This is a genomic window from Niabella agricola (assembly GCF_021538615.1).
Lineage (GTDB): Bacteria > Bacteroidota > Bacteroidia > Chitinophagales > Chitinophagaceae > Niabella > Niabella agricola.
Genome location: NZ_JAJHIZ010000003.1, coordinates 1,193,439 through 1,208,631 on the forward strand (window position 1 = coordinate 1,193,439; position 15,193 = coordinate 1,208,631).

At 47.5% G+C, this 15,193-nt stretch carries 13 protein-coding genes; 1 reads left to right on the top strand and 12 read right to left on the bottom strand.

From position 1 onward, the window contains the following. Nucleotides 1-53: 53 nt before the first annotated feature. The 7 genes from LL912_RS10425 to LL912_RS10455 all read right to left on the bottom strand — a co-directional run bounded on the left by LL912_RS10425 (nucleotide 54) and on the right by LL912_RS10455 (nucleotide 6,998). Nucleotides 54-1,103: a Gfo/Idh/MocA family protein gene (locus LL912_RS10425; protein WP_235553516.1), complete on the bottom strand. Its 1,050-nt coding sequence runs from the start codon at nucleotides 1,101-1,103 to the stop codon at nucleotides 54-56. A 1-nt stretch (nucleotide 1,104) separates the two neighbouring features. Further along, nucleotides 1,105-2,130, bottom strand: a complete 1,026-nt coding sequence (locus LL912_RS10430; protein ID WP_235553517.1) for an L-rhamnose/proton symporter RhaT — start codon at nucleotides 2,128-2,130, stop codon at nucleotides 1,105-1,107. A 62-nt stretch (nucleotides 2,131-2,192) separates the two neighbouring features. Further along, nucleotides 2,193-3,041, bottom strand: coding sequence for an amidohydrolase family protein (locus tag LL912_RS10435; RefSeq protein WP_235553518.1), 849 nt, complete (start codon nucleotides 3,039-3,041; stop codon nucleotides 2,193-2,195). A gap of 42 nt (nucleotides 3,042-3,083) precedes the next feature. Further along, nucleotides 3,084-4,259, bottom strand: a complete 1,176-nt coding sequence (locus tag LL912_RS10440) for a CaiB/BaiF CoA transferase family protein (RefSeq protein ID WP_235553519.1) — start codon at nucleotides 4,257-4,259, stop codon at nucleotides 3,084-3,086. Next, nucleotides 4,260-5,402: a CaiB/BaiF CoA transferase family protein gene (locus LL912_RS10445; protein WP_235553520.1), complete on the bottom strand. Its 1,143-nt coding sequence runs from the start codon at nucleotides 5,400-5,402 to the stop codon at nucleotides 4,260-4,262. It lies immediately after the preceding gene. Further along, nucleotides 5,399-6,556 carry an ABC transporter substrate-binding protein gene (locus LL912_RS10450; RefSeq protein ID WP_235553521.1) on the bottom strand — a complete coding sequence of 386 codons (1,158 nt, stop codon included), beginning with the start codon at nucleotides 6,554-6,556 and terminating at the stop codon, nucleotides 5,399-5,401. The genes LL912_RS10445 and LL912_RS10450 overlap by 4 nt, the downstream gene beginning before the upstream one ends. After that, a complete protein-coding gene (locus LL912_RS10455; protein ID WP_235553522.1) occupies nucleotides 6,549-6,998 on the bottom strand; it encodes a MaoC family dehydratase in 450 nt (149 codons plus the stop codon). Before LL912_RS10455 ends, LL912_RS10450 begins: the two co-directional genes overlap by 8 nt. Nucleotides 6,999-7,365: 367 nt before the next feature. Here LL912_RS10455 and LL912_RS10460 point away from each other — a divergent pair, with 367 nt between their 5' ends. Further along, nucleotides 7,366-7,581: an ORF6N domain-containing protein gene (locus LL912_RS10460; protein WP_235556520.1), complete on the top strand. Its 216-nt coding sequence runs from the start codon at nucleotides 7,366-7,368 to the stop codon at nucleotides 7,579-7,581. Nucleotides 7,582-7,594: 13 nt separating this feature from the next. On the opposite strand, the gene LL912_RS10465 is transcribed toward LL912_RS10460, so the two are convergent. The 5 genes from LL912_RS10465 to LL912_RS10485 form a co-directional block, all read right to left on the bottom strand. After that, the gene (locus LL912_RS10465; RefSeq protein ID WP_235553523.1) at nucleotides 7,595-9,880 is read right to left on the bottom strand and encodes a GH92 family glycosyl hydrolase; all 2,286 of its coding nucleotides are present in this window, start codon (nucleotides 9,878-9,880) and stop codon (nucleotides 7,595-7,597) included. A gap of 389 nt (nucleotides 9,881-10,269) precedes the next feature. Continuing rightward, on the bottom strand, nucleotides 10,270-11,427 hold the full coding sequence (locus LL912_RS10470) for an alpha-hydroxy acid oxidase (RefSeq protein ID WP_235553524.1): 1,158 nt from the start codon (nucleotides 11,425-11,427) through the stop codon (nucleotides 10,270-10,272). 243 nt (nucleotides 11,428-11,670) lie between these two features. Next, nucleotides 11,671-12,528 (bottom strand): sugar phosphate isomerase/epimerase family protein, encoded by an 858-nt coding sequence (locus tag LL912_RS10475; RefSeq protein ID WP_235553525.1) that lies wholly within the window; start codon nucleotides 12,526-12,528, stop codon nucleotides 11,671-11,673. Between the two features lie 218 nt (nucleotides 12,529-12,746). Beyond that, nucleotides 12,747-14,144: an alpha/beta hydrolase family protein gene (locus LL912_RS10480; protein ID WP_235553526.1), complete on the bottom strand. Its 1,398-nt coding sequence runs from the start codon at nucleotides 14,142-14,144 to the stop codon at nucleotides 12,747-12,749. Nucleotides 14,145-14,221: 77 nt separating this feature from the next. Further along, entirely contained in the window at nucleotides 14,222-15,163 is a 942-nt protein-coding gene (locus tag LL912_RS10485; RefSeq protein ID WP_235553527.1) for a dihydrodipicolinate synthase family protein, read from the bottom strand. Nucleotides 15,164-15,193 lie beyond the last annotated feature (30 nt).

Here is a 15,193-nt window from a genome sequence, read left to right on the forward strand (position 1 = left end):
TTGGGGTTGGCCGGAAGCCACATCATTCATTGGCCACGACATGAGTAATGCGTTCATCGTATCGATGACAACGACACTCCGCCCTGCTCACTGCTGATGTAGGCCGCTTCCACACATCGCATCGTATCATATGCATCTTCAATATGATGCTCCGGCTGTTCAATCATTCCCTTTTTTGCCAACATCATCTGCTCCATGGTACCGATGAATGCGTGGGGAAACCAGGAGCCTTCTATTTTTTTCGATTTCCATTCCGGCACTGTGCCCGGAATGATCGTTATATACTCAAATGTATCCGGTATGCCGTGTGGATAATTGATCAGTGCGCCCAGGCTCATTTTTATGGCACCCTTGGTGCCCTCTATTTTTATATAGGATTTCTGGTGCTGGTACCCAAAATCATGGTGGTGATTGGTATGAATGGTCGCTCTTATAAGATCACCGTAATCCATGATCATAGAGCTCTTAACAGAAGCCAGTTGCAATGCATCCGGGTGCCTGAATGTTTTTGCGTATATACTGGAAGGATTGCCCAGAAAGGAGCGCATCAAATCGATATAATGAATGCTGTGGTAATTGATCTCCATGCGTGGCTTACCAAACAGGAAGGACCAGCGATCCCAGGGTGTATATACATTCACATAGATTTCTATATCTGTAAGGGTTCCAATCTGTCCATTATGGATCATTTTTTTTGCCTCCAGAACTGAGGGCGCAAACCGGAGCTGAAAGTTTACCCCCGCCCGCATATTTTTTGCGTGTGCAGTATCCCGTATGATCCTGGCATCTTCAATACGTTCACCCATCGGCTTCTGAATCAGCACGGTTGCCGCATCCGGCAGCTCCTGTAATACACCCACTATTTCTGAAGCCGGCAAGGCACAGTCGTAAATAACGTGTTCGTCCTGGTCGGCCACCATTGCATCCAGTGAATCGTATACCTTTGGGATATTGAACTTTCCGGCAAGAACAACCGCTTTCTGATGATTACGATCGACGATCCCCTTTACGTTAAACCCTGCAATACGGTAGGCCGGCAAATGCGCATCATTTACAATGCCACCAGCCCCAATCATACATATGTCGACGGCACGTTCATTCATATCAGGATCCTCCAATATAATTACCGTAGGTTAACAAGATCACCGAAAGTAATAAGATCAATAGCGCACTTATCAGTACCTGCCGGGTACGGGCATTGGTAAATTTCCACTCTTTGAATACCATGCCCACCACCGTACTGAACAGCACCAGCAGGATCATGTGTATGGCCCAACTGGAGAACTCATATTTCCCCAGATTCACATGGCCCAGGCCGTAAAAGAAAAACTGTCCATACCAGAAGAACCCGGTGAGCGCCGCCATTAAATAATTCGTGATCAGGGCACCACTCACAACAACCTGTTTATATTCTCCAAATGTGCGATGCTTCCGATGCAGGTTCAACGTATAAAACAGAGTGGTTAAAAATGCGCCCGAATTGGAAAAGATATATACCGCATTTACCTGAAAATTCCCCGCGCCATGGGCAGCAGCAAGATCTGAAATCGGTTTGCCGGCATTGATGGCAAACCCGTAAAAAGCAGAGAGGATGCCTGCTACTATGCATAACGGCAATCCCTTTTTAAAAGAATATCCCTGTGCGCCGCTGAGCGCTTTTTCCTTCATCCGCCCGGCAACCCCACAAAACGCGATACCAACCGCTCCGAGAAAAACCCCGGTAAGGATCCAGTTGCCGCCGCTGCTGTTTATTACCGTACTGATCGAACCATCCATTATCGGAGGAATCAATGTGCCCAGCACGCAGGACAACCCAACAGAAACCGCGTAGGTCAGTGAAAAACCGATGTAACGAATGGCCATACCAAATGCCGTTCCACCCACACCATAGGCCATGCCCAGCAAAAAAGACTGGATCATAGCAGCCCGCGGTGCTTCTTTTAAAACCTGGCCCAGGGACGGCACGGTGATCAAGGCTACCACCACCGGCAGGAGCAGCCAGCAAACAGCAGCCTGCGCCAGCCAATAAGTTTGCCAGGACCAGCCCCTTACTTTTTTTTCCGGCGTATAACACAGTGCCGCAGATGAAGCACCTACTCCGTGAAAAAATATACCGTTGAATAATTGCATCTGTTATTAATTCGTTTATGCCCCGACGCCGGGTCCATAGGAGGCAACAATTGACTTATGCGTTACAGCTTCAAACCATAAAAACCGATCGCATTGCCAGCGTACACAGACGCCAATGCTTCGCCTGAAAGCAAAGACGACAGTACCGTTTTATAAACTTCCCAGGTATACACATAATCCTTTGCCAGCAAGGATACCGGCCAGTCTCCACCGCAAAAACAATGATCTGCACCGAAATGTTCCAGTACAAAGCCAATGTAGGGCTTTAGTTCTTCCGCGGTAAACTTCTGTGCTCCCGCTACTGTTCCCAAACCGGAGATCTTTGCGTATACATTTTTATTTTTTGCTACTTCCTGCATCAATTCCCCCCAACGCCCGTAATGCGCACCGCTACTGATGGGCGGTGCATTCAGGTGATCGAAAACCATTTGCAAATCCGGGACCAGTTCCGTAACTTTTAAAATGGTTTCAATATGTTCTGGCAGCACCCCCACCACATCATACGGAATGTTATGAGCTGCCAGTATTTTCAGGCTTTCTATTACTGCAGGTTGTAATAACCATTGCGGGTCCTTTTCATCATGAATAAGGTGCCGAACGCCGACAAAATATTCATCCTTCAGTAATTTTTCTTCTAACAATTTCGCCGTCCATCCTGTATCTGCCAATGGCAGCCAGCTTACAACGCCTTTGATCCATTCCGAGTTCCGGGCTACTTCCAGCATATGCAATGAATCTTCCATCTGCACATCAGCCTGTACAAAAACCCCCGCATCTATGCCTGCTGTTTTTCTTGCCGCATCCAGCTCATCAATCGTATACGTTCGCTTTAACAGCTCCGGTGCGCCGGATAACCAGCCGTACGATGATTTATTAGTATCCCAGATATGTATATGTGTATCAATGATCATTCTGCTGTCGTTTATTTTTTTAATTGCTTTGTTTAAAATCAACTAAGATACTACAGCGCCTTCTTTCTGCAATTGATTTAATCCAAATTCTTTATCGATGGCCATGGTGTGCTCTCCAAGCAACGGAGCCCCGGTTTTACTGATAAGCAGCTGTCCATCTACCCTGAACGGGCAGCGCGTGGTAGTAATTACCGTACCGTTGCTGTTTTTTACGGTCATTTCCATTTCCAGTTCCTTATATGCCGGATGATTTCTAAGCGCAGCATAGTCCAGTACTTCCGAACACCAGATATCCGCCGGCTCCAGTACTGCCAGCCATTCCTTTGTAGCGCGCTGTTGCAGATGTGCAGCCAATACCTGTTTGATCGCGTCGCGTTGGGTAAACCATTCATTGCTATTCGTATAGGCTAACAGCGCATAGCAATCTGTTAACTGTCCCAGCCGTACAATATCCGTCATCGCCAGCGCCAGCCATGAATCGGCTGTTTTATAAATGCCATAGGGCGCGCCTACATAAGGATGTCCGCCGTTCACCTCGCTGCGCTGTGGCAGTTCGCCGCCATCGTTATAATAACAGGTCAGTAATTCAAACTGAAAATCGAGTGCGCTTTCCAGCATGCTCACCTCTACTTTGCCACCTTCCCCCGATATCATTGTTTGATATAGCAAGGATAAGATTCCCTGGGCCAGGTGCGCCCCTGATAAAATATCGACAATGGAAACACCCAGGGGGGTGGGGTTTTCGTGGGCAGTACCGTTCAACATAGCAATGCCGGTTGTCGATTGCAACAAAAGATCCTGCCCCGGCAGGCCCTTCCAGGGGCCTTCTGTACCAAAACCACTGATGCTGCCATACACTACGGATGGATTCAGCTGTTTTACAGACTCGTAATCCAGGCCCAGCCGCTCCATCACGCCCGGCCGGAAATTGTGGATTACCACATCCGCGTACTTTAGCAACTTTCTTATTTTAAGAAGATCCACCCCATTTTTAAGATCGGCCGTATAACTTTCTTTACTCCGGTTGATCGCCTGAAATATTGAAGACTCCCCGTCGATGACCACATCCGACACATACAGTTCGCGACAGATATCACCGGTAACCGGGCGCTCGATCTTGATCACCCGGGCGCCCAGATCGGCAAGTGTTAGGGAAGCCGATGGCCCGGAAAGGAATTGGCTGAAGTCAACCACCAAGATTTCGTTTAGAAAGCTCATCTACTCTTCAATTAATTGTTTAATGATCGCATCCCGGTGAGCCCCCAGCGCTGGCGCTGCCTTTGATGAAACCAATTTTTCCCCGTTCAGTGTAACCGGACATCTGGTCGTCCGGATCGGTTTATCACCTGCCACCAACGCCTGTTCCATTTTCAGCCCCTGGTATCCTTCTGCTTGTGTAAGATCCTTCCAGTTGTACACTGTAGTGGCCCAAAGTCCGTGCTTCCGCAGGCGCTCCAGCCAAAACTGCGTGGTATTCGTTTTTAATTTTTTTGCGATCTGCATTTTTATTTCATCGCGCTTTTGAAAAACATCCCGCTGCTCAAAGGCGTTCAACTCTTCCCATTCCAATGCCGCCGCAAGGTCTTTCAGATCCATCATCGCCAGTGAAATAAAGTGGTCCGCTGTTTTGTAGATTCCATAAGGTGCTCCCAGTAGGGGATTTCCATTGTTAACCCGGCTGCGGCGAATGCCGTTTTTACTATGAAAGAAGGTTGTAAACAATTCAAATTGCATACCAATCGCCGACTCGATCAGGCTGAGCTCGATATATGCGCCTTTTCCTTCCCGTTGTCTGCGGATCAACGCCCCGAGCACGGCCTGTACCAGGTGGATGCCGCTGATCGCGTCTACGGCCGACAACCCAAAAGGAACCGGAGGTCCTTCACTGTTCCCGGTAGTATAAGCGAGCCCCGATAATGACTGAACCAACAGATCCTGACCCGGCTTTTGGGCCCAGGGGCCTTTACGGCCAAAGCCACTGATCTCTGCGTAAATGACCTTTTCGTTAATCGCCTTTGCATCTTTATAAGCAAGGCCAATCTTTTCCATCACCCCCGGCCGGAAATTATGCGTGATCACATCTGCCTTCACAATCAGCTTTTTTACCAATTCCAGGTCTTCCTTATTTTTCAGATCGGCTGTAAAGCTTTCTTTATTGCGATTAATCGCATGGAAGTTCAGCGCATCTCCATCTACCCATAAATTCTTTACCGCCAGCTTCCGGCAAGGATCACCTCCCTGCGGCCGTTCTATTTTGATAACGCGCGCTCCCAGATCCGCCAGGCGCAGACCAGCAGAAGGACCCGACAAATACTGGCTGAATTCCAGCACAATTAATCCGTTTAATGGTAGTTGCCTCATAGGGTCAATTCCGATTTTAAACTTTCTTCATAAAGCATATTCAATTTAGCAAGCACCATTTGCGGCGACCGGTTGTTTCCTTTCAAATACTCTTGGATATAAAAGCCTCCAGCATCCTGAAAATGCAGGTAGCCATGATAACGCGGGCGCACATATGCCTGTTCCAGGGTTCTGCGTGTATTTTTGAAAAACCCATTGCTTACCTGATTATTCATAGCATCTTCATATCCAAAATCATATCCCGGCTGTCCGCCGGTCAAAATATATTCCGTTCCCTGCCACCCCGGCGCACAAACGAACTGCGCGAAATCCACTGCTACCGATTGATAGCGGCCATGCGCTGATACCGCAATACCGGTACCGCCCAGGGTCGTCTGCAGGGGCTGTCCATTAAATGAAACGACATTCGTATATGTCAGCAGTTCCTTGCTATAATGCCTTCTCGAATAATTGGAATACCCATAAGCAAAGGGACAATACCAGTAATCATCCGAATTGCTCATTGCCTCCGCTACGGCTATGGGATTCATTGAAAAAAAGTGGGGATTCAACAAACTGTAAAATTCTTTCATTGTAGCTAATGCAGTAGCACCTGTTACAGCATCAATCACTTCCCCATCCCGGAACAGGCTGCCTCCATCTGCCCGGCAGAAGGTATAAAAATTCATCAGCAGGTCAATCGGGATAGCTGGTGCTGCAGCCTTTCCTCTTTCTGCTATCGACATCACTTCCTCCCATGTTTGCGGCACAGGTATCTGTTCCTGATTCAACAGATCTGCACGCATGCTTGCAACAGGCGTAGCTGCATCAATGGCCAGGGCCCATTGTTTGCCATCATAAGCATAACTGTTATGAGAAGCACCAACCGAATGCTCCTTAAGTTCATTTAAAAATGTTTCCGGCAGATATTCATCGAGCGGCAATACGCAATTGGTCACGGAAGCACTACCCACCCATGGATGATCAATGATCAACAGATCATAGGTCTCCGTTAGCTTTTCAATGGAGTAATCTGCAAAGGCCTGCAGGCTCCGTTTTTCCCAAAGCACCTGCACATTGGGGTGCAGTTCATTAAACCGCTGCGCCGCAGCCTGTAGCGGTACAATACCCCTGCTGTGATCCCAGGTAATGCCCTTTAGTACCACCTTATCCATGCTGCTCTTTTTTTTCAACCAGTAATAGATGTTCGCAAACCAGCACCAGCTGTCCGTGTTGATTGTGTACTTCCAGCAATTCTGAAACGATGCCGTATCCCGGCTTTTTATGCTCTTTTTTTTCCTTTATTGTCACCGTAGTTCTTATAGTATCATTGATAAAAACCGGAGCGATGAACCGCAACCGTTCGTAACCATAGGTCATGGCCACTTCATTGATGATCCCGGCCGTTGATCCTACTGCTACACTAAAGATCAGCGTACCATGTGCGATCCGTTGTTGAAAAGGCTGTGTTTTACACCATTCTGCGTCCATGTGATGGGGATAAAAGTCACCGGTTTGCCCCGCATGCAATACAATATCGGTCTCAGTAATGGTTCTTCCGGTAGTGATTCGCTTTTCCCCCGGTACAAAATCTTCGAAATATATCTTTACAGCCATATGACAGCATTTAATGGCTACCGGGCGCAATACTCCCTTTTGCCAACAACTCGAAAATAGATCGAATCGCTCTGCCGGGAAATGTTAGGATTCACTAAGCTAATGGAAGATTTTACTATACGATTACGATACCTGGAAGCGGTTGTCTCTAGAATCGACACTTCATCCTTTTATCTTTTTTTGTTAACTTTATAGAGATTGACTGCTAATACAGCAGCGCCAAGACGGAAGTCAATCATTAACAAACCTAAAAACAGCACCGATGGCAAAACAAGAGTTGTAACTTCTGGTGGCCGAACAAAAAATTTTGAACCGGATCTATGTCATCCGTGGCCAAAAAGTAATACAGGACCAGGATCTTGCTGAAATGTACAACGTGGAAACCAGACGCTTAAATGAACAGGTAAAACGTAACGGAACCGTTTTCCAAAGGATTTTATGTTTACGCTCCGGCAAAAGAGTTCGACAACTTGATGTCGCAATTTGCGACATCAAGTTGTTGCGGCAATACGCAGGTAGGATCCGGCCTGCATCATACAGCAAAAAAATCCGGCTCTCCTGGGAAAGCCGGATCCTGTTATAACATTAAAATATCACTATTTATCGTCGCGGCTCATAGAATACGGTACATCTGAATCTGCCGCTCCGCGGGTTTTATTGGGCTGTGCACTCATGGTAAAGTTGATAACGGCTCCCTTTTGCAGCGTACTAAAGCTCAACCAGTTTTTAGTATAGGTTTGTCCGTTAAAAGAAGCAGACTGCACATACCGGTTCTGATCGCTGTTGGCCGGGGCGTTGATGACGATCTTTTTACCGTTCTCCAGATGTACGGTAGCCTTCTTAAATAACGGTGCGCCCACCACATACTGATCCACGCCTGGCGTTACAGGGTAAAAGCCCAGCGCTGAAAATACATACCAGGCACTTGTTTGCCCGTTATCTTCATCGCCACAATAGCCATCCGGCGTTGGTTTATACATCCGGTTTATTGTTTCACGCACCCAGTATTGAGCCTTCCAGGGTGCACCGGCATAATTATACAAATAGATCATATGCTGTATGGGCTGGTTGCCGTGTGCATACTGGCCCATATTAGCGATCTGCATTTCGCGTATCTCATGGATCACGCCGCCATAATAACTGTCGTCAAAAACCGGGGGCAGACTGAACACATTATCCAGCTGTTTTACAAAATTAGATTTCCCGCCCATCAGATCGATCAAACCCTGAATATCGTGAAATACACTCCAGGAGTAATGCCAGCTATTGCCTTCTGTGAACGCATCCCCCCATTTATAAGGGTTAAACGGACTTTGAAATTTACCGTCTTTATTCTTGCCTCTCATCAGGTTGTGCTCCGGGTCAAAAAGATTTTTATAGTTCTGAGAGCGCTTCTTATACAGGGCCAATTCCGCCTTTGGCCGACCCAGGGCCTTGCCCAATTGATAAATGGTGAAGTCGTCATAAGCATACTCCAGGGTACGCGCTGCATTCTCATTGATCTTTACATCATAGGGCACATAACCCAGCTCATTATAATAGGTTACGCCCCGGCGGCCAGTAGCCCTTGGCCCCTCGTTGTTGGCACCGTGCAATAATGCTTCGTACAGTGTATTGATATCGTACCCTCTAAGTCCTTTTAAATAGGCATCCGATACTACCGATGCAGAGTTATTGCCCACCATTACATCCGAATAACCCGGGCTGCTCCACTCCGGCAACCAGCCGCCTTCTTTGTAATCGTTTACGAGCCCGGCCTGCATTTCCTTATTAATGGACGGGTACAGGAAATTCAGGAAGGGATACAATGCGCGAAAGGTATCCCAGAAACCGGTACCAGAAAAACGGTAGCCGGGAAGGATTTTCCCGTTATGTGGACTGTAGTGTACCACCTGGTTGGAAGCATCCAGCTCATACATTTTATGCGGAAAGAACAGGGTACGATACATCGCCGAATAGAAGGTCCGCTGCTGGTCGATGGATGCACCCTCTATCTCAATCCGCCCCAGGCGGTCGTTCCAGGCCTTCTTGGCCTTAGCCATCGTTTGTTCAAAGTCATCGTTGGCCAGCTCGCGTTTCACGTTTAACTCGGCCTGTTCAAAACTGATGAAGGAAGTGCCGATCTTCATATGTACTTTTTCACCTTTAACCGTCTTGAATCCCACGATAGCACCGCTGTGATCAGACGTAAGCTCCAATGCCGATTCATTGAGCTTATTACCCTCCCAGGTATGCGCATTGGCAAATGGCTTGTCGAAATAGATCACAAAGTAGTTCTTAAAATCCGGCAATGGTCCGCGGGCATGTTTGGTAGAATATCCGATGATCTTTTTTTCTGCAGGGATGATCTTAATGTAAGACCCCTTATCAAATGCGTCGATCACTACAAAAGAACTATCGCTCTTTGGGAATGTGAACCGGAATTGTGCCGTCCGCTCGGTAGGTGTGAGCTCGGTTGTTACATTATGATCCGCCAGATACACATTGTAATAATAAGGCTTCGAAACCTCCGCTTTGTGTGAGAACCAGCTGGCACGTGCATCTTGTTCAAAAACCATTCTCCCAGTAACTGGCATAATGGAGATCTGGCCATAGTCGTTCATCCATGGTGAGGGCTGGTGCGTTTGTTTGAAGCCGCGGATCTTATCGGCGTCATACGTATACATCCAACCATCACCCATTTTGCCGGTCTGCGCGCTCCAGAGGTTCATCCCCCAGGGCACGCCCACTGCAGGATAGGTATTCCCATTCGAAAGACTGGGTTTGGACTGGGTACCCATCAGCGGATTCACCAATTCTACAGGATCATTCTTCTGAGCATGTAAGAGGAGCGAAAAGCCTCCGGCCAATAACAAAAAGGCGTAGCGTGCAATCTTCTTCATGAGCAATAATACTATTTTTAAATAACAAAATCGTTTTTGCAATGCCTTACAAAAATAACGGCTTTGTGTTAATTTTGCTGCTTTTTAACGATTTCAGGCCGGGCACACCCGTTTCAGCAGCAATTTGAACAGCACTATTACGTTATTTTTTATCGAAAAAAAAGTCCACGAATTTATACTAATTCGAGCCTCCGGTTGCAATCCAGCTCCGATATCGATGGAAGAACATACCGATCGTCTTTCATACAGACGGCACTTTCATTTCCTGCAAACCAACCGTTGCAAAAAAAACTCCGGATCTGCTCCGGAGTTCCATGAACTCATTATCGCTTGGCGTCAATACATTGCATGATCTATCTATCGTTAACGAGTTGCTCCAAAAATCAACCTTACTGTATCAATGCTTGTGGAAAATCGTGGATGGTCTCACAGCAAAGCTGCTCCATCACTTGTTTCAATTGGGCTTTGAGCATCGCGATGGTATGGTCCCCCCCCGCTTTGCCCAGGGCTCCCACTCCATACATAAAGGGCCGGCCCATAAAGGTAAAATCAGCACCGCAGGCCAGCGACCGGCCTATATCCGGACCCGAGCGAAGCCCGCTGTCGATCATCACCTTGTATTTGTCTTTATACTTTTCAGCCAGTCCTTTTAACGGACGAATGGTTGATTCCCCCGCATCGATCTGGCGACCACCATGGTTGGAAACAATAATGCCGTCCGCCCCAATCTTTGCGCACAACTCGGCATCCTGCTCACTTACCACACCTTTCACTACCAGTTTGCCCTTCCACTTATCCCTTATGGCCGCAACCTTATCCGCATCCACTCTTCCCGTAAATGTAGCATTCATAAACTTGCCCAGCTGTTTCATGTCCATACCCTTTTTCATATAGGGCTTCAATGTAGCAAAGGAAGGAATTCCCACGCGTAGCGTCTCCAATCCCCAGACCGGATGCAGGGCGGCCTGCACAAAATTGCCGATCGTATTTTTAGGAGGCATGGAAAGTCCGGCTTTTATTTCGCGATAGCGCAACCCAAAAGAGGGCACATCAATGAGCACCACCAGGACGGGACAGCTCACGGCTTCCAGCCGGCGCAGGAGATCATCCCGCAATTCATTTTCCGTGGGATGGTATAACTGGAACCAGAATTTGCTTTCGGTAACTTCGGCAATACGCTCAATGCTGCTGGTGGATACCGTACTTAAAATATAAGGGATATTATGCTTTAATGCGGCTTTGGCCAGGATCTCCGGGGCATTGGGCCACATGAGACCCTGCAAACCAACCGGGGCAATTCCGAAGGGCGCATCATAAACATGACCGAATAATTCCGTCCGCATATCCACCCCCCTGTGCTTTTTCAGGTACTGAGGCATCAGGAAAATATGCTTAAAATCCTCTTCATTCCGCCATACATTCAGTTCGTCGTTACATCCCCCTTCGAGATAATCGAAGGCAAATTTCGGAAGCCGTCTTTTGGCCTTTCTTTTCAGATCCGCCACGGAAGGATATTGAGGATTATACTGCAGTAAATTTGTGCTCATAATTCTGTTCGCAAAGAAAACCGTTTATCAAAAACAGCAAGATTAGCAAATAAAATCCAAATCCCTGTCCTGTGCCATCCGGTAGCAGCCTTTCCTGAATAAATTGTTTTATAATTGGTAAAAATGGTTTATTGGAGTGGGATCTTTGGTTGCAGCAGGGGCTTAATTTCATTATTGTTGCCTGCTTTGTGGTTGGGGTGACGGGGAGACATGGGAGACAGGGACCAATACTTTGCTGGCCTGTTATTGAAAGATTTTTTTCAGGTAAGCCACATTGGCGCCATAATTATACTTTACATCCCGGGGGCGTTGTGCGTCGCGGGAACGTTCTACGACCAACCATCCGCTCCATTTCATTTTGTCCAGGGTCTTCTTTATCGTATACAGGTCCAGTTGCGGATCGTTCTGTAACCACACGCTGTCTTTATTGGTGCAATGGATCATGGCAATATTCTTTGCCCCGAGTATCCGGAGTTCCTTATACAGATCCCGGCCTTCTTTCAGCGGATTAGAGAAATTAAAATAGATCTTAATGGCTGGAGAAGCGATCTCTTTTAACAACGCTATCTCTTCTTTTGCCGGCAATGCCGTTTCAATAGCAATGACCACACCAGCATCCTGCGCCATTTTGCCTGCTTCCTTTAAACGGGCTACGACGGCGGGCCGTTTTTCCGGATTTGTTTTCAGATCGCATTGTATACCGAGGGGCAGAAAAGCCATGTTAACATTCATCTGTTTCATCGTGGCAATACAATCGGCGATCGATTCTTTATAGTGTTCCCTACCACAATAGGATTGTGCATAATACCCTGTCATAGCCAGCGAAGGGATCTCCAGATTCAGCTCTTTTGCTTTTTGGAGATACTGCGCTCTTATGGAATCCACGGCCAACTTATTATCGAAGGTGGTGCGGTTACCCAGTCCGCCCATATCAATTTCTATTCCATCGGCATTGAGTCCCTTCGCTAATGGCAGCGCACTGAGCTTTTGGCGTTTTAACAGCATCAGGTCGATCAATGCGATTTTATAGCGTTGCGATTTTTGGGCCATGCCGGCAAGCGGTAGTGCAAGGATGAGAAGATATAAGAGTATTTTTTTCATGTTTAGTAAGTTTAATATTTGCTCGAGACGTGGACGTCTCGAACATCCCTCGAGACAAAATCATCGCCGTTTCGAGCGCAGCCGAGAAACCTTTACAAAATCCATCTCAACAAGTAAGCATCAAAATCATACATATAAGGAGGTATCCGCAAAGACCTCTCCACTTCGGTCGAGGTGACGATAATCCGTTATAGCGGCTATGAGCCATCAACTATACACTATTTCACCGCAGCGTCAAAAATGGTTGATAGATTGTCAAATCCTTTTACCGCATGCGCCGGCAATCGCTCACCATGATCACCAAAGACATACATTTTCTTTTCTTCTTCGATCGTTATCTCTGATTCATCAATCTGCCCTTGTTTATTTTCGATGGCTTTAATATTCAGCCCCAGGTATTGTGCCATAAAACGGTATACCGCCATTCTTTTGTTGATACCGAAGTCGTGCTTTTCGGCGGGCAGGTGTACATTCTGTACATCGGCTTTTTTCCCATACCAGCTGTACATTTTCTGCAGGTAGGGAAAATCATGCTCCGGCATTTTATCCGTCCAGTCGCCCCCATCACTTACGACCAATTGCGGACGCGGAGCAGCCATGGCAGCGATCTCCACATTATCCGTGCCACGGGCGCAACTGTGAATATCCATCCCACTTTCGCAAGGGCAGCCGCCATAAAAATAAGAAGAGAGCGAAACCACGGGAGCTGATACTTTGATACGATCATCAATCGCCGTCATCAATACCGTATGACTTCCGCCGCCGGAGCCGCCCGTAATGCCCACCCGGCTGGTATCGGCGTCTTTTAACGCCAGCATATAATCCAGGATGCGGATGGCCCCCAGTGCCTGTATGGTCATGGCCAGACTGCGGCGATGATCTTCCGTTTTAAACTGTAGTAAGGATTCTCCCCAGGCAAAGAGATCATAACTAAAAGCCATCGCGCCCATTTTGGCAAGCGCCGCACAGCGCAACTGACAATCAGCACGGTACCGCTGTTGCGGCCAATGGCCATCGGGATTCAGGATCACCGGGATCTTTCCTTTATATGTTTCCGGCTTATACAACGATCCGTTAATCCACACACCCGGCAATATTTCCAGCGCGATGTTCGCTACCGTATAGCCATTGTATTTTCTTAACGGGGTGATAATGGGTTTGCTGACAGGCCGGGCAGGTAATTTCGCCAGCCGTAATTTTTCAAGGATGCATTGTTTTAGTTCCTTTTTCCGCGATTCCCATTCCGGTATATTTTTATACTGCGCCGCGATACGATCCAGCTCGGCCCAGCCGTCTTCCACCGACCAGCGATAGTATTCATAATCGCTGATCTTATATTTCTTATCGCCGTCTTTTTTTGCCTTCAGATCAAAAGGTGCCAGCACATTATTGAGCGTTTCCTCCACATCCTGGCGAAAACGCCAGCGGGCATAGTTCAATATCTTTCCTTTTACCAATGCATCCGGGTAACGGATGGCAACGCCATAGCGTGTTTCTATCTTCTTTAATACCTGATCCAACGGCTCCGCATAGCGGTTGTCCGTATTTTCCTGCGCCCTGGAAAAAAAACCGAGCAAGGATACCCAAAGTACAAGAGTGCGACGCAAGTAAAGCATAATAGTAGTACTGAAGCTGACCAAATAATAATAAAATTAACCATAAAGCGGTACGTGCAGACAGGTACCATGGTAAATTACAATCCCACGGGTTGAATCCCTAACCGGTCGCACCAACCCAGGAACCGATTGTAGAGCGCATCCACTTCCTTTTTCTGATCGGGCGTCAAATGCAGCGCATAAGCCCGGCTGATGGTGCGCACCGGCAGTCCGCGCTTTTCCAGGAAATACTTGGCGCTCATGGGATAGGCCTGGTGGATCATGGGATCCACACTTGTAAGTTCCGCCTGTAACCATTTCGCCGTTTGCTGCTGCCCGGGGTTATTTGCGTTCTTCACCATCCACACCAGCACCTCGGGATAAAAGTTCCCAGAGATGGATGACATGCCTACTGCGCCCTGCAACATGCTGAACAAGGCATTGGGCGTATGCGCATCATAGAACTCAAGCGAACTGTTTGTTTCTTTTAACACGCCGAGTTTGGCTATTACGTTTTCATGCGTGATGGACGTATCCTTGTGATAAACCAAGCGGTCGGACTGTAACAGCTGTTTAAACACATCCGCACCCAGTATGCGTTTGTAAGGAGCCGGGCATTCATAAATGCCCAGCGGGATATCGCCTGTAAGCGAAAACAATTTTTCAAAATTGCGTAACAGTACGGCATCGTCCTCTTCCAGTTTTGCAAAATGTCCGCTGATCATGATCACCGCATCCACACCGGTGTCATAGATCTTTTTTGTAAACTGTACTTTATCTTCTATTGCAAGTCCAAAGGAGCCCGTAGCCACCACCGGAACGCGGCCGTTCACGCATTTGACTACATGCTGTGTGAGTGCCAGCCGCTCTTCTTCGGTAATGCTGAACATCTCGCTGCTGAGGCAGTTGGCGAAAAAACCTTCCACACCAGCTTCCAGGTAGAATTCCACTAATTGTGTAACGGCATCATAATCGATACCGGCTTTCAGATCAAAAGGCGTGATCATTACGGGGACAAACTTTCCTGCAATCGCTTTCATGCATCCATTTTTTGAGACCGATAAAGTTTG